Annotated in this window: 24 protein-coding genes and 2 pseudogenes; all 26 read right to left on the reverse strand. The window is 34.7% G+C overall.

Going from position 1 to position 20,949, the window contains the following annotated elements:
* Positions 1-181: 181 nt before the first annotated feature.
* Positions 182-502 (reverse strand): annotated as a pseudogene (locus COD11_RS28260) (four-helix bundle copper-binding protein).
* A 221-nt stretch (positions 503-723) separates the two neighbouring features.
* Positions 724-855 (reverse strand): YjcZ family sporulation protein, encoded by a 132-nt coding sequence (locus tag COD11_RS22240; protein WP_098799096.1) that lies wholly within the window; start codon positions 853-855, stop codon positions 724-726.
* A gap of 35 nt (positions 856-890) precedes the next feature.
* Entirely contained in the window at positions 891-1,007 is a 117-nt protein-coding gene (locus tag COD11_RS22245; RefSeq protein ID WP_098799097.1) for a YjcZ family sporulation protein, read from the reverse strand.
* Positions 1,008-1,522: 515 nt separating this feature from the next.
* Entirely contained in the window at positions 1,523-3,955 is a 2,433-nt protein-coding gene (locus COD11_RS22250; protein ID WP_098799098.1) for a heavy metal translocating P-type ATPase, read from the reverse strand.
* 160 nt (positions 3,956-4,115) lie between these two features.
* A complete protein-coding gene (gene copZ / locus COD11_RS22255) occupies positions 4,116-4,322 on the reverse strand; it encodes a copper chaperone CopZ (RefSeq protein ID WP_098799099.1) in 207 nt (68 codons plus the stop codon).
* Positions 4,323-4,341: 19 nt separating this feature from the next.
* The gene (locus COD11_RS22260) at positions 4,342-4,677 is read right to left on the reverse strand and encodes a metal-sensitive transcriptional regulator (protein WP_098799100.1); all 336 of its coding nucleotides are present in this window, start codon (positions 4,675-4,677) and stop codon (positions 4,342-4,344) included.
* Between the two features lie 214 nt (positions 4,678-4,891).
* The gene (locus COD11_RS22265) at positions 4,892-5,389 is read right to left on the reverse strand and encodes a QcrA and Rieske domain-containing protein (RefSeq protein ID WP_255301679.1); all 498 of its coding nucleotides are present in this window, start codon (positions 5,387-5,389) and stop codon (positions 4,892-4,894) included.
* A gap of 348 nt (positions 5,390-5,737) precedes the next feature.
* Positions 5,738-6,091, reverse strand: a pseudogene (locus COD11_RS27910) (M23 family metallopeptidase); the annotation flags it as partial.
* A gap of 487 nt (positions 6,092-6,578) precedes the next feature.
* On the reverse strand, positions 6,579-6,824 hold the full coding sequence (locus tag COD11_RS22280) for a hypothetical protein (RefSeq protein WP_098799101.1): 246 nt from the start codon (positions 6,822-6,824) through the stop codon (positions 6,579-6,581).
* A gap of 103 nt (positions 6,825-6,927) precedes the next feature.
* The gene (locus COD11_RS22285) at positions 6,928-7,839 is read right to left on the reverse strand and encodes a HAMP domain-containing sensor histidine kinase (protein WP_176551200.1); all 912 of its coding nucleotides are present in this window, start codon (positions 7,837-7,839) and stop codon (positions 6,928-6,930) included.
* Between the two features lie 149 nt (positions 7,840-7,988).
* Positions 7,989-8,678 carry a response regulator transcription factor gene (locus COD11_RS22290; RefSeq protein WP_098799103.1) on the reverse strand — a complete coding sequence of 230 codons (690 nt, stop codon included), beginning with the start codon at positions 8,676-8,678 and terminating at the stop codon, positions 7,989-7,991.
* Between the two features lie 484 nt (positions 8,679-9,162).
* Positions 9,163-9,375, reverse strand: coding sequence for a hypothetical protein (locus tag COD11_RS22295; RefSeq protein WP_098799104.1), 213 nt, complete (start codon positions 9,373-9,375; stop codon positions 9,163-9,165).
* Positions 9,376-9,512: 137 nt separating this feature from the next.
* Positions 9,513-10,226, reverse strand: coding sequence for a cytochrome c biogenesis CcdA family protein (locus COD11_RS22300; protein WP_098799105.1), 714 nt, complete (start codon positions 10,224-10,226; stop codon positions 9,513-9,515).
* Between the two features lie 51 nt (positions 10,227-10,277).
* A complete protein-coding gene (resA, locus tag COD11_RS22305; protein WP_098799106.1) occupies positions 10,278-10,805 on the reverse strand; it encodes a thiol-disulfide oxidoreductase ResA in 528 nt (175 codons plus the stop codon).
* Positions 10,806-10,828: 23 nt separating this feature from the next.
* Positions 10,829-12,022: a c-type cytochrome biogenesis protein CcsB gene (gene ccsB, locus COD11_RS22310; RefSeq protein WP_098799107.1), complete on the reverse strand. Its 1,194-nt coding sequence runs from the start codon at positions 12,020-12,022 to the stop codon at positions 10,829-10,831.
* 14 nt (positions 12,023-12,036) lie between these two features.
* Positions 12,037-13,638 carry a cytochrome c biogenesis protein ResB gene (gene resB, locus COD11_RS22315; RefSeq protein ID WP_098799108.1) on the reverse strand — a complete coding sequence of 534 codons (1,602 nt, stop codon included), beginning with the start codon at positions 13,636-13,638 and terminating at the stop codon, positions 12,037-12,039.
* 131 nt (positions 13,639-13,769) lie between these two features.
* Positions 13,770-14,027 (reverse strand): DUF2933 domain-containing protein, encoded by a 258-nt coding sequence (locus tag COD11_RS22320; protein WP_098799109.1) that lies wholly within the window; start codon positions 14,025-14,027, stop codon positions 13,770-13,772.
* 60 nt (positions 14,028-14,087) lie between these two features.
* A complete protein-coding gene (locus COD11_RS22325; RefSeq protein WP_098799110.1) occupies positions 14,088-14,318 on the reverse strand; it encodes a hypothetical protein in 231 nt (76 codons plus the stop codon).
* A gap of 88 nt (positions 14,319-14,406) precedes the next feature.
* Positions 14,407-15,198, reverse strand: coding sequence for a prolipoprotein diacylglyceryl transferase (gene lgt / locus COD11_RS22330; protein ID WP_098799111.1), 792 nt, complete (start codon positions 15,196-15,198; stop codon positions 14,407-14,409).
* A 274-nt stretch (positions 15,199-15,472) separates the two neighbouring features.
* Complete coding sequence (locus tag COD11_RS22335) at positions 15,473-15,676, reverse strand: SHOCT domain-containing protein (RefSeq protein WP_098799112.1); 204 nt, start codon at positions 15,674-15,676, stop codon at positions 15,473-15,475.
* A gap of 7 nt (positions 15,677-15,683) precedes the next feature.
* Positions 15,684-16,868, reverse strand: a complete 1,185-nt coding sequence (locus COD11_RS22340; RefSeq protein ID WP_098799113.1) for a F510_1955 family glycosylhydrolase — start codon at positions 16,866-16,868, stop codon at positions 15,684-15,686.
* Between the two features lie 3 nt (positions 16,869-16,871).
* Positions 16,872-17,069: an LPXTG cell wall anchor domain-containing protein gene (locus COD11_RS22345; protein ID WP_098799114.1), complete on the reverse strand. Its 198-nt coding sequence runs from the start codon at positions 17,067-17,069 to the stop codon at positions 16,872-16,874.
* The gene (locus COD11_RS22350) at positions 17,066-18,469 is read right to left on the reverse strand and encodes a sensor histidine kinase (RefSeq protein WP_098799115.1); all 1,404 of its coding nucleotides are present in this window, start codon (positions 18,467-18,469) and stop codon (positions 17,066-17,068) included. The genes COD11_RS22345 and COD11_RS22350 overlap by 4 nt, the downstream gene beginning before the upstream one ends.
* A complete protein-coding gene (locus tag COD11_RS22355) occupies positions 18,466-19,176 on the reverse strand; it encodes a response regulator transcription factor (RefSeq protein ID WP_098799116.1) in 711 nt (236 codons plus the stop codon). Before COD11_RS22355 ends, COD11_RS22350 begins: the two co-directional genes overlap by 4 nt.
* Entirely contained in the window at positions 19,173-20,069 is an 897-nt protein-coding gene (locus COD11_RS22360; RefSeq protein WP_176551201.1) for a cytochrome c oxidase assembly protein, read from the reverse strand. The genes COD11_RS22355 and COD11_RS22360 overlap by 4 nt, the downstream gene beginning before the upstream one ends.
* Before the next feature lie 61 nt (positions 20,070-20,130).
* A complete protein-coding gene (locus COD11_RS22365; protein WP_098799118.1) occupies positions 20,131-20,865 on the reverse strand; it encodes an urease accessory protein UreH domain-containing protein in 735 nt (244 codons plus the stop codon).
* Positions 20,866-20,949 lie beyond the last annotated feature (84 nt).

Raw genomic sequence — 20,949 nt, forward strand, 5'->3', positions numbered from 1 at the left:
AGATCATGAATGTTTTTTGTTGCTACGGTATAAGTGAATTATAACTTAATTCTAGAAGACCATTGTCTATTTTCTACTAACTTGTTCCTAATTTTAAAATTGACTTTTGACCTGGGGGAATGTCTAAACCAAAAAATAGTTTTTAGTCATATACTAATGCTATATCAGATCATGAATAAGATCACATTGAAAATGCTCTGCATTCTTGTGCACAATTTAAGCAAATTTGACCACATTGTTGAGATTCATGATCAGGAAATTGCAAGCAGGTATTCCCACATAATTCACAAACATAAGCACAATATTGAGCAAGTCATTTTGCTAAATGAGTGTTTCTTGCTAAATATTTAACCATCAATGTGCAAATGTCAGCACAGTCCCGTAACAGTTGAATTTGCTTTTTTCTTGAATGGGTTTCCCCTTGGTTCATTAACATACTAATCATATGTTCACAAGTTCCTTCACAATGTTGTATCGTACTAAGTAAATGGTGAGAGCTCATATGACTGTGAGAATATTGATGATGGGCATCGTGTGTTTAATGCATGTTTATCCTCCTTAGAAAGTTTAAATATTATTTCCATTTCATAGTATGCTGGGGTATTTGTCCTAGGAATTAGGTGTTTGCCCTAATTTATAAGCCTCTTAGTGCTTTTCAGTGTATAAAAAAAGAAGGTCTAAGCAACCTTCTTTTTTATTTAACACTAAATTATATTTAAAGGATTAACACCAAGCAGCACCTACAATGATAAGAAGGATAAATAATACAACGATTAGTGCAAACCATCGGCCAGCGCCATAGCCAGCAACAGGTGCCGCATAGCCATATCCACCACATCCAGTTCCAAAAGCCATAAAAACCCTCCTGACCCTAATTATATTTTAGTTTTTTAGTAACCGTATCCAACGAAAGCTGCGCCCACAATAATCAAAAGAATAAATAAAACTACGAGTAAAGCAAATCCTCCACCGTAGCCTACACCTGCTCCAGCAACTGCACCACTCATTAATTAACACCTCCAATTACTTATTACTAATTTATGAAAAGACACATCATCATGATATGGATACTATCCTATTTTTTCATAACTTTGGGCTATACTTAATAATCTACGCAAATAAAAAAGGTTGCAATTTTAGCATCCTTTTTTATTAAATGAAGGTCATGGGAGGTTAAATAAACACTACACTATAAATATTGTTTATTAATAATATGAAATGTTTTAGACAATTGTCATTAATTAATTAAATTTATTTCCTTACCATTTCATTTGAATTGAATGGAATGGAAAAATGTTTATTTAATTAGGATGATGAAAAGTTTCATGAACATGAATAGGATATTATTAAAAGTAAGAGCTAGTACTAAAGGAATGACTATCAAGCATTTGACGACATTCTATTGATGGAATTAAAAAAACCATAATTTTTCGTCTAACTTACTTGGCCAAAAACAAATATAACAAAGGTGTTACGTTTAAACTAACCAATTCTACATGTACTCATCAATAAAGGATTGTTATTATCTTTGCGGTTTCCACTTACGAAGGATCAATGTATTACCTACAACAGATACCGAACTGAAAGCCATGGCACCACCTGCTAGGATCGGATTTAAAAGACCTATAGATGCAACAGGAATCAGTACGACATTATAGGCAAATGCCCAAAAAAGATTTTGGCGAATTTTTCGCATCGTTGCTTTTGATAGACTGATGATATCGGCAATTCCCATTAAATCACCACGCATTAATGTAATATCTGCAGCTTCAATTGCTACGTCCGTTCCTGTTCCAATTGCAATACCTACATCCGCTGCGGCAAGTGCTGGGGCATCGTTGATTCCATCTCCAACCATCGCAACAACTTTTCCTTCCTGTTTTAATTTTTCTACTTCGGAAGATTTATCCTCAGGAAGAACTTCAGCGAGTACACGGTCCACACCAACTTGCTTTGCGATTGCTTCAGCTGTTAAATGGTTGTCTCCCGTAATCATAATTACTTCAAGACCCATTTGCTTCATCCGTCCAATGGCTTCTGCTGATGTTTCCTTTACAGTGTCTGCTACAGCGATGATGGCAGCAAGACTACCATCCACAGCCATAAGCATGGCCGTTTTCCCTTCGCCTTCGAGTTGTTCCATCCGACTAAGGGCAGCATTAATTTCCACATTATTTTTAGTCATTAATTTTTTATTTCCAATCCACACTAATTTATTATTAATTTCGACTTGAATCCCATGTCCGGGTATGGCATTGAAGTTTTTACTATCCTGAAGCTGTATTCCCTTTTCTTTTGCTCCATTTACAATTGCTTCCCCAAGTGGATGTTCAGATCCCTTTTCAGCTGAAGCCGCAAGCTGTAGTAACTCATCTTCAGAATAATTTCCGAAAGTAACTATATCTGTTACATCAGGTTCACCTTTTGTAATAGTTCCTGTCTTATCTAGAACAACAGTTGTTACACGCTGTGAATTTTGAAGGTGTTCTGCACCTTTAATAAGAAGTCCATTTTCAGCACCTTTCCCTGTACCAACCATGACTGCCGTTGGAGTCGCCAGTCCTAACGCACATGGACATGCAATTACTAATACTGCGATAGTGCTAACTAATGCAGGTGTAAATCCTGCTAGGATGTAAGTAATACCAAACGTAGCTAATGCAATAAGAATAACAATCGGTACAAATATGCCAGAAATTTTATCCGCCAGTTGCTGAATTGGAGCTTTTGATCCTTGAGCTTCTTCTACAAGTTTAATTATTTGAGACAATGCCGTATCTTTACCAACTTTAGTTGCTTTAAATTTGAAAGAACCATGTTTATTGACAGTCGCTCCAATGACAGTATCACCTACTTTTTTTGTAACAGGCATACTCTCTCCTGTTAACATAGATTCATCAACTGATGTACTTCCTTCGATAAGAATTCCATCGACGGGAATTTTTTCTCCAGCACGTACAAAAATCACATCACCTGCTACAACCTCTTCAAGTGGTATATCGATTTCCTCACCACTACGAATAACTCGTGCAGTCTTTGCTTGAAGACCCATTAATTTCTTGATTGCTTCCGAAGTTTGTCCTTTTGCCCTTGTTTCAAGCAATTTTCCTAGAACTATCAGTGTCATGACAATTACTGCAGCTTCAAAGTATAAGAATTGTCCAGTACCCATTATTGTAACGATTAAACTATAAAAGTAGGCTGCTGATGTTCCAAGTACAACAAGGACAGCCATATTAGCACTACCACCTCGGACAGCATTAAAAGCATCACGATAATAATGGCCACCTACATAAAACTGGACAGCAGTGGCCAGTAAAAATTGAATCCACGGGTTCAAATGAAAAAATCCGCCGTTCCCATATTCCATTGTAAAGTCCGAAATCATTTGTATTAAGAAGGGAATGGATAAAATAGCACCTACTGCAAATTTATTTTTTTGTGTTTTATATGCTTTTTCTCTTGTACTTCTTTCATAATCCCCATCCGTTTCACCAATAACATTCGCATCATAACCAGCTTTTTTTACAGCTGCAATCAGTTGATCAACATTTGTATCTCCTGGTATGAATTCAACACTAGCCTTTTCTGTTGCTAGATTGACTGATGCATTTGTTACCCCCTCAACCTTATTTAGTCCTTTTTCAATACGGGTTGCACATGCTGCGCAAGTCATACCAATAATATTTAACTGAACCTTCTCTTCCTGAACGCCGTATCCAGTCTTTTTCACTTTTGCAATGATATCTTCAACAGTAGCTTCGGAAGGATTAAACGTAACCGATGCTTTTTCTGTAGCAAGATTTATATTAGCTTTCTCAACCCCTGGTACTTTAGCTAAATTTTTTTCAATTCGAGTTGCACACGCTGCGCAAGTCATTCCAGTAACATTCAGAGTAACATTTTCACGAGCAGCTCCATTAGACGGCGTTTTAGTATTTGCCTGTCCTGTCATGTTTTTACCCTCCTATCAATATCTATCCACTCAAAGGAGACTTTAAAAAGAAATATTACCGTTTTTATGATTTAATCACGCAATAAATATACCTATATAGGGTATGTGTTGTTAAAAAAGAGACCGTGCTAATATTTAGCACGTTCCCTTTAAAATTTTACTAGTGTACATCGTAACCTTGATCATCAATAGTTTCTTTGATTGTCTCTAAGGTTACCTCATTTGGATTATATTCAACATCTACAGACCCACTATTAAGATCTACTTTCACATTGGAGACTCCTTTAAGTCTCCCTACACTTCCTTCAATTGAATTTACACAATGACCACAAGACATTCCTTTTACATTAAGAGTTATTTTTTCCATTCCAATCGACTCCTTTACTTTACTTTTTCATTAATTTTTGTATGGTTACTAATACCTCATCAATAACTTCTGGATCACCCTCATTAAGTCGCTCTATAACACAAGTTTTCAGATGACCTTCTAATAATAATTTTGCGACACTATTTAGAGCGCTTTGGGTGGCAGCAATCTGGGTGATAACGTCATCGCAATAAGTGTCCTTATCAATCAGACCCTTAATCCCACGGATTTGACCCTCGATGCGATTTAAACGTGTAGTTAAATTCTTTTTTACTGTTTCAGAGTGATGACTTTTTCTTTCAAAAGAATGGTTTACACAACAATCATCTTCTATAGGTTGTTCCTTTAATTCCATCTCTCAACCTCCTCGTATCCAATATACCATACCCCTCTACCCTATGTAAAGGGCGAATTATTTTTAAAATTTTTTATTTTATTTTATTTTTTACTTTTTAAAATTTCCTATTCTAAACTTTGAAATCTAGGAGAGGATTTTTAAATTCATTACTTTGTGAGCTGGCTTTACTTCATTTGGAGTCTCATTTAATAATAATATTGTGAACAAGATATCAAATTTTTCTTTCAGTTGCACTTAAGATAGGAATATAAACATTCCCTTCAACTAAGTAGGGTTTAAATATATCAAGTGGTCTTGGAGGCGGTCCCCCAATATTTATTCCATACTCATCGTATTCCCAACCGTGACAAGGGCAAAAATAAGTAATTTCATCTTTCTGCTTTGATTCTTCCGGTGTCGTAGCTGTATATCCTAGGTGAGTACAAATGGGAGACATGATAAGAAGCTCGTCATTTTTTATGTTTACATAAACAAAACCTTCACGTTCTTGCTCTTCCCATCCATCTTTTATTTTCACTTGATAATTTACTTTCTTGGGAAACGGTCCTTTTTTTAATTCTTCTAAAGGCCCAAGATTTGCCATCGCAGTCGTATCAACAGTATCATCATTACAAGCTGCCAAGCTTAGTGGGATAACTGAAATAGTTAAAAGTCCTAATGTACTTTTCACTGTTTCTCCTAAGAATGTTCTTCGGCTTATCTTTTTCACCTTTATCCCTCATCTTATGTACAAAATTCTATCAGAGAAATTTGAAGAAATTATGGAGGTCAAGCTTTAAAGAATTTTTAGTTTGTTTGTATTATCAAATTTATTACCCTCTTATACACATATTTTCTCGATCATAAATCTTTTATTATTATGTACATTATGAGTGGGATAATTCTGTATCTTAAAGATATCGAGGATTTATAACAAGATAAAGATATTTAAATAATTTTAAATACCCCAACAACCGATGGTTCTAAAAAACATGTAACGCTCAATTCTAACCTGATGATTTTACCGCTTAGAACACAAAAAAACTCCCAAAACATGTATGTTTTAGGAGTTATCTAATTAAGGTAAGTAATTCATAGGATTTACAGGGTTTTTCCAAGCCCCATCATGAATTTCGAAGTGAAGATGTTTTCCGAATGAGCGCCCCGTATTACCCGTATATCCTATTTGTTGCCCCTTACTAACAGTTTGACCAATACTAACTGATCGTGAATCCATATGGGCATATACAGTGGTATATACATTTCCATCTATGTTGTGAGAGATGAAAAAGCATTGCCGTAGCTACTTGAGTAATATGAGCGAATAACTGTCCAGCAGCAGCTACGATCGGAACATCGGCTTCATGATTAGCTATATCAAAACATCATGTAACTTACCCCAACAAGGACCATAACCGGAAGTTATAGCTCCTTTTACTTGTCACATAAATCACCATATGTTACCGCTAGTGTATTCTGTTCCTTCATGATCAGAAACAACACCATCAGGGCTCCAACGGCATGGTTCATGCCTGCTCCCATCGCTCGGAGGGTGGAAATGGAAGTTGTTGGATCTGCTGCAATGCTGGTCATGCTGTCAAGTGTCTGAGTGAACCCTAGCAAGATGATAGTCGCAAAGAGAGTTAAAAAGAGCTTGAAAACTACCCAATAGTGCCGGAACACTCCCCACGGGGTTCCAAATGACATTACAAGCCCTGTTAGTAGCGAGGCGAAGGCCAACGGGACAAGAACGAACCCGGTTATAGGCTCTAAAGCGAGATAGGCAGCACGTACCATCTGAGCATCTTGGCTTGTCCGAGTGACGACGGCTAGAGCTTAGGCTACGACTGCACCGACCCAGCCGACTGAGGCAGTAATATGCGCGGTAAGAGCGAATTTACGGAGGAAAGGTGTCATGGTCATACCTGTTGTTTCCCTTGTTCTATAGGCGATATCTGACCAGCAGCGTCACCCAACGGTATGTGGCGACCAGGGCCATGGTTACCACCACCGATGAACTTCATAATAACAACTAGCAGGATCAGGACAATGACGATGATCCCCGACAACTTCACCCAGCGTGGTGTCCTTGGTGGTCGCCCTTCGACTGAACTCGCACCGGTATCGTCACCAGTATCGATGTTGGAATTTTGTAATTTACTCATTGAGATATCCTCCATATATTTTCATGATTTCTTGCGCAAAATCAATATAGCAATGTTTTGTGAACAGAAGATTAACGGAGCATCACACTTTTTCAAGTTTTTATTATTTATTCGTAGCTATAGGGAGCGTGAAAGTAAAAGTAGTACCTTTACCCTCTTCGCTTTCCACCTGAATATCGGTTTGATGAAGATGTAAAATGTGCTTAACAATAGACAAGCCAAGTCCTGTACCAGTCTTTTTTGTTCTGGCTCTATCCGCTTTATAAAACCGTTCCCAAATAAATTGAATGTCCTCTTGTCTGATTCCGGATCCAAAATCTCGAATAGAAATTACCACTTGTTCTTCTTTCTTTAAAATTACTTCAACGGAACTATTGGGTGAAGAAAATTGTATGGCGTTTTGAATCAAATTGACGATCACTTGATCAATTCGGTTCGGATCGGCAAATACATGTATATTTTGTTCTTCTTTAGATATTACTACTACATTAACCTTCTTTTTGACATATTCAGGTTCCATACGAGCTACGACTTTACGTACTAATTCCGAAAAATTAAAGAAAACAGGTCTGATTTCCATCTGCCCTGATTCTATTTGGGCCATATCGAGAAGATCATTGATCAGCTTAATCATTCTCTCAGTTTGTTCTTTCATGATGGTAAAATAATATCTCTTTCGTTCATCTGGGATCGTATTATCGAGGAATGCCCTGATAAATCCATGAATCGATGTAAGTGGGGAGCGCAGATCATGAGAAACATTTGCAACAAAATCCTTTCTCATCTGATCCAAGACTAACAACTCCTGACCCATATAATTGAACGTCTTCCCCAACTCTCCCAACTCATCATGTGTCTTGATATTGACTCTTTGATTAAATTCTCCCCTAGCAATATGCAAGGCAACCCGGTTCATTTCCCGAAGTGGAGCGGTAATTCTTTTAGTAAGGTAGAAAGTAAATAAGCCCGTAATGATAATAGATATAATAGAAGCCAATATGAACAAGAATTTCATTTGGTCAAAATCTCCTGAATTTAGATGCATTTTTGTTAGATTGTTCTGAAATAACAGATAAGAAACAATAACAAATACGAAATGGGACACAATTAATATGAGGATACACGTGAAAAAAAGCTTCAAAAAAATACTTTTTATTCGAATCACTAGTTGTCCACCTCAAATTTATATCCAACTCCTCTTATGGTTTTGACCTTCCAATAAGGGTTGGAATCTCCTAGTTTGTCTCGAATCCTTTTAATATGCACATCCACAGTTCTCGGCTCACCCTCAAAATCCACCCCCCATATTTGTTCCAACAACTGCTGGCGTGTGAATACTTGATTTGGATATGATGCTAAAAAATACAGCAGCTCCATTTCCTTGGGAGGCAATATGATCTCCTGTCTATATAAGATTACATTGTATTGTTTAAGATTAATCTTTAACATGGGAAGTTCAATGATCTCATTTTGATCTATCATCGGATTAGCCCGTCGTATCACCGCCTTAATCCTTGCCATTAGTTCATTTGGGTCAAAAGGTTTCACTAAATAATCATCCGCTCCCACGTCAAATCCTTTAAGTTTGTCGTAACTTTCGCCTCTCCCTGTCAACATTATAACGGGAGTTTTTTCAAATCTCCTTATTTCCTTACAAACTTCCCAACTGTCCATTTCAGGCATCATAATATCCAGAACGACAAGATCAGGAGAGATATCATAAAACATTTCTAACCCTTTTATTCCATTTTTTGCAGTATTAACTATATACCCGCTTTTTTCTGCGTATAAAGTAATCAACTCACAAATATAAGGATCATCTTCAATGACTAATACTTTAACTTGCTTGTTCATTCAATGGCCTCCTAATTCTTTTACACCTATATTAGCATTTTCTTTTAAACAGAAAAGATTATGGATGACGAAAGAAATAGCATGTGGTTTTAAAAAATAATCAAAGTAATATTGAGATACCAAGTGGTATTCCATAAACTATTTAAATGAGGAAAAAAATGTAATCATAAAGTGTTTCCTCTAAAGTATAGCAAGAAGAAGATCATATACCGGCCTCAAAGCTTTAATATAACTACAGTTATAATAGTTTAGGAATAACTCCAGTATGCTTATCTTTAATATTTATTGCAAAACTCATCAAAAATAAAAATCCTAGTCCTTTACTAAAATAGTGATAAGAGACAGCTGAGTTCTCAACTGTCTCTTATCACCTGGCTATGAAAATAACAAGACCACAAGCATTAGATTCAGACCCTTCTTAGAATTAAGGTAACAAATAGAACCATTGTAGCTAGGATAATTAATAAAAGTGAAATAAATTTAATTAAAGTGTTATTTTTTGGAATTCTCGATCAATTTCAAATCCATATATTATCAAACAAATTGTTAAAAGTAGGATGAACATAGCAGCTGAATAAATTATCGGCATCACAAAACTGTTAACACTTTTTTCCAAATAAAATGGTAAGTACTTAGATACAGCTAATGTTACGGGGTCTAAAATTAGTGATGATAATAACCCTAATCTAACCCCCATCCTTTTAACCCTTTTCCTTTATAGGTGTTATCCTTCCCGGTCTTTAAAATTCATTATCTATTAAATTAAGTATTTAAAAAATGATAATTAAGAAACATTTCCCCATTTTTCAAGTATTCTTTTCATTAAGTAATTACCTAAAATCCTGTAAACCCATCAAAAAAGTTATTGGAAAGAAATGATGTTAGCTTGGTCATCCAATTAAATAGTAAGAAGACACCCATCAGGATCATGATATATCCACCTGCAGTGATAATTTTTCGGTTATGCTTCTTTATCCAATTTAATTTCCCAATAAAAAATGCCATGATAAAAAATGGTATCGAGAAACCTAAGGAGTACATGAACATATAAAAAATTGCCTTATCAGGATTTGTTACACCTAAAGCTATAACTGAAGCTAAAATCGGTCCAGTACAAGGGGTCCATCCTGCCGCAAAGCCTATACCTATGAAACTAGATCCTAAATACCCGGTTGGCCGATTTCGAAAGGAAAACACTGATCTATCCTTCATTAAAAATGGAGGCTTTATTACTCCAATTATAATTAAGCCAAATGCAATGATTAAGACAGCCCCTACTTGCCGAATTAGATCATCATACTGAATGAAAATTGAGCCAAGGATTGAAGTAGAAAAACCTATGACTAAAAATATTACAGTAAAACCTGCTAAAAAGAACGCTGTATGCAAAAATGCTCTACGCTTAAGTAGAGCATTATTTTCTTTTAATTCTCCCACTGACATACCTGTTATATAAGATAAAAATGCCGGATATAAAGGTAGACAACAAGGAGATATAAATGATAAAAATCCTGCACCAAACGCTAAGAGCGCGTTTACGTCTGTCAAGATATCATCTCCTTCTTATTTCCTTTTACCTTTTAAATCGTTATTTGTATTTTAAGGCATAATTCGAGTCAAATATTTTTTGATGTCTTCCTCAGTTAAACCAGCTGTAATTCGGTCAACTACTTTTCCATCTTTATCAATAAGAAACGTTACAGGTATAGGTCCAACTCCATATGAATCCAAAACATCCTCATTTTGATCTAGTAAAATAGGAAAAGTTAAACCGTGTCGTTTTACAAACTTCTCTACAGTTAATTTAGGTTCCCCAACATCAATTGCTAAAATAGTTACTCCCTTATCCTTAAATTCTTCATACTGATTCTGCATATAAGGCATTTCTTCTTTACACGGAGGACAATAGGTCGCCCAAAAATTCAAAAACACACCTTGTCCTTTATAATCACTTAACCTAACTGTTTCACCATCAAGTGTTTGTAATTGAAAGTCTGGAGCTATGTCACCCTCAGTAATCAAGCCATTATCATTATTAAAGAAATTTGTATATAAAATATAGGCAATAACAGCAACAAACCCTATTAGTATACCTGCCCTTACTATTAATCTTCTTTTTTTTTGCAATTTACTCCCTCCTTGTAGGCTACTTATGCATAAGAATGTAACCCTGCAATAACAAGATTAACTACCACTAAATTAAACATGATGATTACAAACCCTATTACAGCCAGCCAGGCAGACTTTTCTCCTTCCCACCCTTTTGATAAGCGGAGATGAAGGTATGCTGCATAGAAAAGGAAGGTGATTAATGCCCAAACTTCTTTTGGATCCCATCCCCAAAATCTTGTCCATGCCTCCTGAGCCCAAATCATCGCAAATATCAAAGCGCCTAATGTGAAGACCGGAAAACCAATGATTACAGAACGGTAATTTATTTCATCTAATAACTCAGGTCGAATACTCTTTAATAGTGGTTGGACTTTTGCTCCAATTCTTTTTAAGAATAATAGTCTTAATATGAAATAAAAAACTAGTCCTACTCCTAATGACCAAATGACTGAATTAAGCTTCCTAGGTGCATTAATTCCATTCATCCATACTGGTGCATCCACTATCGGTTCAAAAGAATGTGAACTGCTCAGTATTTTGCCCTCTGGTGGCCCTACCAAAGCTGGCATATTATAAGTAAGTTCCTGTTGTTGATTTGTTTCATTTTCCCAAGTAAATGTAGTTTCAAAATTCAATAGATTAAAAGTATAAACGACTAACGCAAACGCTAAAGTACTTATTATTGAATAAATGACAAATTCAATCCAGAATGTTTGTCTACTGCTTTTAGATTGATCAACTGTTCGAATTAAATAAATAAATCCTGCAATAAAGCTTATGGCTAAGATACCTTCACCTAATGCAGCTGTTGTTACGTGTATTTTTAACCAGTAACTCTGTAACGCCGGCACTAATGGTGACGCTTCTTTTGGGAAAACACTCGCATAAGCAATAACAGTCATTGCTGTAGGAAGAGCAAATAGTCCCAAGACATTTGTTTGGTAGATCAAATAAAATATTAGATTCCCTAGGATTAACATCATTCCAAAAAAGGTTGTAAATTCAAACATGTTACTGACCGGAACATGTGCAACAGCAACCCAACGAGTGAAGAAATACCCCGTTTGTAAGAGGAAACCAAGAAGTGAAGCAATAATTGAAAAACGCTCCCAGGTCCTCCCCTTTAATGAATTTTCCTTATTTTTTGTTTTGATTGAACCCCAAGATAAAATAGTTGCGACAAAATAAGCAAAAAAGGCACCTGCTAAAAGGTTACTACTAATCTCGATCATGTTCTTTCCCCTTCCTATTCTGTTTGATCTTTAGGAATTGGTATATTTGTATCTTCCAAGATATACTCAATGTCTTTTTTTAATCCATACCAATTTTTATTTGTATGCGCTGCCACTAGAATCTCCTTATTACTCTGTTGAATCCATATTCTCCGATGATTCCAATACATTCCCTGAACTAGACCTATCATAAAAATTAACCCACCCAAAGCAATTATTCCTAAAGTATGGTCTTTACGAACAGTTAAAGCTGTTATATTACGTACATCTAACCCTGAAAATGACATCTTATATTTGTTCTCCCCAAGTGGTTCTGTATTATTTTGGATTGTTATAAAACTAACTTCTCCTTCTTCCGTTTCAGGTGTATACATTTTAAATAAGAAGGCTGGGTTATTTGGTATTTTTGATTTAGTCGTAGGACCTTCCTTGGTAAATTCAAAATCAGGGAAAAAACTCATTAATTCTACCCGATATCCATCGGATAAAAGGTATGTAGATTTTGGGTTAAATAAATCAACCTCAATCTCTCCAAAAGTCTTTCCGGTAGACTTCTCTTCTAATTTAAACCTCATTTTATAAAATTCATTAAGCTTATAACTAGTTTGATAAAGTGCAAATCCTTCAAATTTCAATGGATAATTAACGATAATTTCCTCTTCCTTCATTTTGACCAATTCAGGCTCGGCTCCTGCGACTTCTCGGTTAATATTTTCATAAAGAATAGCATCTGTTTGATATTTTTTAACAATCCCATTACCTACCGTTTCAATCATTTCTTTATATATTTCATCATCTTCCGTATAAGTTTCTAATGTGAATTTTTCATTTTTCAAATAGTACTTTCTTTCCGTACCTGGTATTGCTTCTGTTTCTCCATCACGTACCCAAAGTATTTCGTCCACATACATATCTGGAAAAAAACGTAACATTGCACCGATAAGTACAATGATAAGTCCTAAATGGTTTACATAAGGTCCCCACCTAGAAAAACGTCCTTTTTCAGCCAAAATATTCCCATTCTCTTTGCGAACACGATATCGCTTTTGCTTAAGTTGTTGCTCAACGAGGTTTATTGTTTCTGTTTTATTTTGAACTCTTGCTTCACCAAAGATTCTTTGACGCTTTAAAAAACCTACATGTCTTGTTACACGTTGTTTTTTCAATGACCGATATAAAGGAACAACTCTGTCCCAACTTGCGATAATCAATGATAGACCCATCGAAGCAAGTAAAAGCATGTACCACCAGGATCCGAAGAGATTATGAAAACCAAGAACAAAAAAAATATACCCAAACATTCCATACTCATCTTTATAAAACTGTGATGGACTTATATTCGGGGGAATATACATTTCTTGAGGTAAAATCGTACCAATAGCAGAAGCAATAAGAGTTATTACAATTAGCCAGATACCGACTCTTACAGATGAGAAAAAGTTCCAAATTTTGTCTACAATGTTTTTTTGATAAGTTTGTGATCTTCTTGCTACTCCTTCATAACGCATATTCAGAAGCTTTTGCCCAGTTTGTTCATTTGCTGGTTTTCCACATGCTTCACAAATCTCTGTACCGAATGGGTTCTCATGACCACACTCACATTTTAAACAATTCATTTCATTCACCTTTCTAACACCAATGTTTACCTTTTATTACTATAGATGAAAAGTTTGAAGAAAATATGGAGATACCAACCGTAAGAAGGTTTTTGTTTTAATAGAAAAAAGACAACCAATTTCGGTTGTCATCAAGATGTAATTTTTTGATTAGTATCCTTATTTTTTGAAATAGAGATTACTTTGTTTTCACTTGCTTGTTTATGTGATTTCATCTCATCCATTAGTTTCATATTTTGCTCTTGCAAATTTTGAACTTGCATTTGCAGGGATTTCAGATTCTCTGAATTATTCTGTTTTGAATGACAATCCTTTTTACCGCCTGAAAACATCCCCTTCATGCAGAATAACATCATTAAAGGACATAATAAAAATAATAACCACTCCATATATCTATCCCCTTTCATCTAACAAGATACAATACCTTCGTAGGTTTTCAGAAGAATCTCTTACAAGGAGGTATCTTTTACTTCACTATTTTCACTAGACTCCATAAATTCTCCACAAGCTTTCATCATTTTTTGTCCTTCAGGTGAATTCATTGCTTCCATCATGTTCATCATTCCATTGCCATTTATCATGTTTGGCATATTGTCAGGTTTTTCCGCATAAGTAAACTGACCAACGACTAATAGAGACGCTAATGCAAAAGATGTAACAAATGCAATTTTCTTTTTCATCAAGATTATCCTCCCTTTTTGTTTATATAAGCAATTATAGTTAATAAGTATGAAGAAAGTATGGAGAATACATTCTTCATACTTATTTTTATGGAGTATGCACTGCTTTTCTACGATAAATTAAGATTAGTAAACTACAGATAACTAGTACAATAGAAATAAATTGCGCCATTCTTAACGTCTCCGTCAGCATTAGACTATCTGTTCGCATCCCTTCAATAAAGAAACGCCCAATAGAGTACCAGATAATGTAGCTTAAAAATAACTCACCCTGGCGAAGATTGATTTTCCGTAACATTATTAAAACGATAAAACCAGCTATATTCCAAATTGACTCATATAAAAATGTTGGGTGATAATATTGTCCGTTAATAAACATTTGATTTATTATAAAATCAGGTAACTGTAAGTTCACAAGAAATTCTCTGGTTACAGGCCCTCCATGTGCTTCTTGGTTCATAAAGTTCCCCCACCGACCTATTGCTTGTCCTAAAATAATACTAGGAGCTAAAATATCAGCTAACTTCCAGAAAGAAACTTGTCTTTTTCTAGCAAATATAATAGCAGTAAGGGTTGCACCAATAAGCGCTCCATGAATGGCAATACCTCCTTCCCAAATTGCTATGATCTTGCCAGGGTTGTTGGCATAATACTCCCATTTGAAAATGACATAATACACTCTTGCACTAATAAGAGCAATTGGAATAGCCCACATGACAAAATCTACAATAATATCTTTGTCTAGTCCTAAACTCTTTGCTTGTTTTGTTGCTAAATATAGCCCTAGAAATACACCAAAAGCGATAATAATTCCATACCAATAGACTGCCATGGGTCCTATTTCAAATGCTATTCGATCAATTGGTTGAATTGTTTCCATTTTTTAGTTAGCCTCCTTTAATATTTTCGGTATCTCTAGAATCGTACAAGAAAAGTATGGAGAAAGTATGGATTTTAAGGAAGAAAAAATGAAAGTGACAACTTTGTCATGCTTTATTTTAATTAAAGTTTGAAGATTGATTAATAGGCACCAATATTAAAAAGGGAGAAAAAACTTCTCCCCTTTTTAGTCTGTTTACTGTAGTTTTATTTTTTATAGGCTATCAACTACATGTTAATCGTAACTTAATTTTGTGAAGAAAATATGGAGATTACTATTGTTCTTTCAAAAGACTCTTTCTTTGTTTATATTCCTCCACATCAATCTCTCCACGTGCAAAACGCTCTTTTAAGATAGTTAGAGCACTATTTGTTTTATATTCAAAAGGTTTCATTATCAATAATATAAACCCGTATATAGCAAAGCCAAGCAGAACAATCCAAATTAACATATTTAACATCATCCCTATACGCATCATATAAATATCACTCCTCTTCTGCGTCTGACTTAAGAGCAATTCCCACGCCCTTTTTAGCTAATTGACTCCAAGTCCCACCATTATCTTCAGTTATATAAATGTCTTTTTCAAATGTTGTAAATATGATCTGCTTTTCATTTTGTGGATTAACTGCAATATAACCGATTGCATTTTCTCCACTTAATGGAGGGATTGAAATCATTGTTTGTTCTTTTGTTTCAATATCAATTTTTGATAAAGTAATTTCATTAGAAATACTTCCTGCAAATAATTCCCCTTTTATAGAAAACGATATTGCTGTTGTAGGCGAATCTGAAACTTTTTTAAATGATTGACCAAAGTCCTTTGATACAAAAATACCTTCATTTGTTCCTAAAGCGATAATCTCCTCTTCAGTTGGATGTACAGCTATTGACGATAATTGTCCATCAAGCCCATCCATTTTGCCCTTATTCCAAGTTTTTGTATCATCTGTAGAATAATATAATCCTGTATCATCCATTCTTGAATTTGCTTGTGGATTTATTACATAAATGGTATGTGATTTATAGCCTACTGCCATTCCATGAAAATCAATTTCCCCATAAAAGTCTAAGGTTTCAAGGTTCTTACCAAAATCTGTACTTTTGATTACACCAAATGGATTTTTTAATGAAGACCCTTTACCAGGGTGTCCACTACTGTAAAAACCATTGTCAACCATCGAAAATCCCATATAATCATTTCTTTCACCTTCGGAAATTCTCCATTTTCCATCTTGAAAAACCTTTAAACCGTCATGTGCAGGAACGTAAATTTCGGAACCTTCGTTTGTAAACCCTAAGCCATGGATATCCATAAACTTAACTTCATCTTCCTTTTCATTTAATAATGCAAAAGCACCTAAAATAATAAAAGATATTAGGGATAAAAGGGAAACCCACTGGCTGACTTTTAACCAACTATTTAACTTATCCCTTTTTGTTCTTCCTTCTTGTTTTTTAACATTCACTGTCTTTAAACGACTCTTAACTGTCAATAATACAACTATTCCTACAACTAATAAAACTGCTGAAATAACGATGCCATAGGTTAAAAACATATTAGTCACAACCTCTTGTTGATGTTCCGCCTCAGTTCCGTGCGCAAATGCACTAACTGGAATTGTAAATAAAGATATGATTAAAAATGTAAGTAATGTTTTTAAAGTCATAAATTATCTCCTTTTCTTTCTATAAAACAAGTAAAATAAACCAACTAAAATAATGGGGATACCCATCCATAAACAAATCTGAATAAACGTTTTTAAATAAACAGCAATTTCTTGCTCAAACAGTATGGAACCAGACATTGTCAAACAGATTAGTCCAGCTGCAATTAAAGAAATAGATAAAACAACTTCCATTCTTTTCACTGAGCATCCCCCTTATCCATTGGGAATGTAAGCTCAAAACATGTCCCTTTTCCAACTTTACTTTTCACCGTTATCGTTCCACTTTGAAGCTCGACGAGTTGTTTAACAATAGCTAATCCAAGCCCTGTTCCCCCAAATTCTCTTGATCTAGATTTCTCAACTCGATAAAACCTTTCAAACAAAAATGGAACATCTTCTTCTGGAATTCCAATTCCTGTATCTTCAACTGCTAAAGTTACCCTTTCTAATTCTTTAAACAAAATTACTTTTACCATTCCTTTTTCCGTATATCGAATGGCATTTTCAATCAAATTAATAACGATTTGTTCCATTCTTAAACCGTCAGCATGTATACTTGGAATATTAGGTAATCTACTAAAATCCAATTTTAGTCCTTTTTCTTTAGCTTTAATCTTCGTCTTTAAAAGTGCATTCTCAACTACTTCGACCAAGTCTACTTCCTCAAAAAATAATTCAACCTTTCCTTCCTCCATTTTAGATAACTCAAATAAATCATTTACTAATTTAGACATTCTACTTGCTTCTTCTTGGATGATTTGAAGATATTGCTTTTTTTCTTCTTCGGATTGATAGAGATTATTTTCTAATGCATTTGCATATCCCTCTAAATACGTAATAGGAGTTCGCAACTCATGCGAAATGTTTGCAAAAAACTCTCTTCTGTTCGAACGGTATCGGTGTAATTCAAAAGCTAAATCATTGATAGCATTTCCAAGTGAACCTACTTCATCTTTTGTACCAATAGAAACTCTAGTATCTAAATCACCTTTAGCGATTTTTCTAGTTGCTTTCTCCATCTCCAAAAGTGGATTTGATAATTTACGTGAAAGAATAAAGATAAAACCGAGTGCTAAGAAAATAGCACCTACTCCCGCTAAAATAACCGATTTTTCTATGATATCGACCGATTGATACATGTCTTCGATTGAAGCCAACACGAAGATCCCACCGATGAACACATTGTCAGAATAAATAGGTTTTCCGACACTTAAATAACGTCTATTATTCGTTTCATCATAATATTCATTTTGAGTAGCCTTGTTATTAGTCAATAAGTCAAGCTCATCCGAATCTATTTTTTCTCCTTTTGGTAAACTTGGAATTCCTGAATTTGCAACAACGATTCCCTGGTCATCGACAATGACGATTTCTTGGTCTGTCAAGGTCGCTAGCAATTCAAACATGTGCAGATATTGTACATCTAATGTGTTTATTGTTTCTGCATACCTGGTGGAAAGAACATTGATTTGCTCCTGTACCTTACTAAAATAAAAACCAGAAAATATTTGATTCATAATAAAACCAAGTGGAAGCAAAATGGCTAATACAAGCAACAAAATACTTGCACCTAATTTGACAACAATACTATTCCATTTCATTGTTCTTCATCCGGGGCTTGAAACTTATAGCCCTTTCCCCAAACTGTTTTGATTGGGTTAAACGAAAGGCCATTTTTTCTAAACTTTTCTCTTACATTTTTAACATGTGAATCCACGGTACGGATATCTAGTACATCATGAATACCCCATATATGATCCAAAAGCATATCTCGAGTAAAGATTGTTTTTGGTTTTAAAACAAGAAGTTGAATAAGCTCAAACTCCTTTGGTGTTAAATCCAAAACAGTATGTTTTATATAAACTTGCCTTTCTAATTTATCAATTTTTAAATCGGAAATTTCAATGGATCCATCAGGAGTTGAATGAGAATTTGTTGAGATCATTGAACGTCTAATGAGAGCTTTTGCCCTTACAAGCAACTCTTCTTTGTTAAAAGGCTTAACAAGGTAATCATCTGCCCCAACAGTAAACCCTTGAACCTTATCCTTTATGTCTCCACGTGCTGTTAACATAAGGATTGGTACTTGACTTATATTTCTTATTTTCTTACAAACCTCCCAGCCGTCCATTTCAGGCATCATTAAATCTAATATCACTAAGTCAATTTTTTCTTTATGAAGGACTCCAAACGCTTCCTCACCACTGGAAGCTTCTGTAACTTCAAAGTCCGAAGATAGATGAATGTTAAGTAAATTCCTCATGTTCCACTCATCATCGATCACTAATACAATTTCCTTGTTCTTCATGACTTTACAACCCCTGTAATGGTTTTATCTGGAATAACATCTCTTAGCCTTTCTTGCTTTGCCCATTTAAAGAAAATATAGCCTATCATGGTTCCATACACGATTTCCTGTACGACTTTCATAATAATCCCACCCGTTCTTTGATCTTCTAACGGCGGAAGGATCGCAAATAGTTGTGGTGCTTCTGTGTATATAGGATAAAATGTTTGGTCTGAAAAAATGATAAGAGCACAAGCTGGAGTCAACAAAATGCCTGCTGCAAAGATATAACCAATTTTCTGAACCTCCGTTAATTTATCCAAGTCCTTTACTTTTGGGATAAGAGGAACCCACATAAACAGAGCTGTAACAGTCAAAACAAGTTGAGTTACATTATGCAGAATATTATTTGATATTACCGTATTGAATATTATCGGGATATGATAAAAAGAAAATAACATATTAAATAATAGTAACGGAATTAAAGGATATTTTAAAAAACTTAATAATTTATACTTCAATCCAAAATCGATAACTGGCTTAACAAAACGCTTTGGTAAGCTTAACAAAAGTAAAGGCGGTAAGGCCGTATAAATGAGAGATTGCTCTAACATGTGAGCACTAAATAAATAATGATCTCCTAATAAGTGTATGGGACTACCCATAGCAAGATAAAAAATGAATAGAGAAGACAAGAAAAAGATAAGTTTCTTAACAAAGTCTTGTTCCTTTTTAAATTGATAGATATAAGCGGCTATAATAACTAATAAGGCTACAACTAATATGGGATTCCATTGTTCATAAATGTTATTCGTACTGTTTTGTTCATCTACCCCATTATGTGCTAAAACACTTTTTATGGGATATAAAATAGAAAACGATATAACTCCAATTAAAACCTTAATATACTCCATCATTTTTCCCTCTTCTGCACAATTTTTTTGCCTTATATATTTGAAGAAAATTGAGAGAATCCTAGATCGTCCAGTAGGTAATAGTATCCAATACTCCTAATACAACCAAGATTGAACCAGAAATTCTTTGAATATAAAAGCCAATTTTTCTTCCTTTTTTCATCACTGCACCACTAGCTCCGTAATACCAAATTAAAAACATAGCAAGGAACAGCGGTATGGATGTACCAATCGCAAAAAGACTAGGCAAAACAACCCCATACGATGTAGAAACTACAATTGGCATTAATGTAACAAAAAATAAAACGAACATGGTTGGACAAAAACCAAGCGAAAAACTAACTCCCATTAAAAAGGAACCCATTTTTCCCTTTTGGAAAAATTTCTTCGGCAATTCCAATAGAATTAATGTCCATTTCATCTTAATCATACCAAGCATAAATATACCAACTATAATAAACATTGGACCAATTACTTTTCTAAACCACGGGAAATATAGTGTTAGTTGAGATTCAAATCCCTTTCCAAAAAACCAAACAAGTAGTCCCAGGCCTGTAAACACAACAATTTTCCCTAGAGTAAACAAAAAAACATCGATCCATGCAAGCTCCTTTTGGAGGGATTTATTTCCATAAAGAGTAATAGCTCCAATGTTACCTGTAAATTGGCAAGGTGCCATTGCACCAACAATCCCTAGTAAGAAAGCAAATAAGATTGGTATACTTTCAAAACTACGCGCCAGATTTAAAAAGGGTTGAGTCACAATATTACTTATTTGATTAAAAAATTCATACATCTCCTATCACCATTTCCTTCTATTTTTCCCTTTGAATTATTCTACTAAAAAAGTTTGAAGAAAATATGGAGATAACTTCTTAAA

Source organism: Bacillus sp. AFS040349, from assembly GCF_002577655.1.
GTDB lineage: Bacteria > Bacillota > Bacilli > Bacillales > Bacillaceae > Metabacillus.